Genomic DNA, 468 nt, shown 5'->3' on the forward strand with positions numbered 1-468 from the left:
TACGATGACAGTTGTCGAACCAGCTACAGAAGAACAGCCATTTACCGTCACTACTAAATACCAAGTCGTATCCGTGCTGATGTTAACAATCATCGGATTTTGAGCCGTAGACACTAAGCTCGTCAAACTAGAATCGCTGTACCAAGCATAACTCGCACCCGATACCGTGGCTGTACTCAAATTTGAATTCCCTCCCTCACAAACTGGTCCATCGTTAAATACCGCGGGTTGTGCTGGGTTCGCATTGATAACTACTGTCGCTACTGACGATGGCATAGACGTACATCCTGATGCATTGGTTGTTACCAACATCCAATCACCCGATTGATACAAGCTATTATTAGAACTTATTGACAAGATATTTGTCCCTGTTGTTATCCTTGATCCATCTGGCGCAATCCATTCATAACTCGTTGCCAACGCTGTTGTACTCAATTCTAAAGTATCTCCAAAACAAATCGCAGAATT

1 protein-coding gene is annotated in these 468 nt (G+C 43.2%); it reads right to left on the minus strand.

Annotated features, from left to right (window positions below):
• Positions 1-468 (minus strand): hypothetical protein (locus CG11_RS30610; protein WP_197043975.1); only part of this gene is annotated, 468 nt, incomplete at both ends.

Origin of the sequence: Aureispira sp. CCB-QB1 (assembly GCF_000724545.1) — a bacterium.
Lineage (GTDB): Bacteria > Bacteroidota > Bacteroidia > Chitinophagales > Saprospiraceae > Aureispira.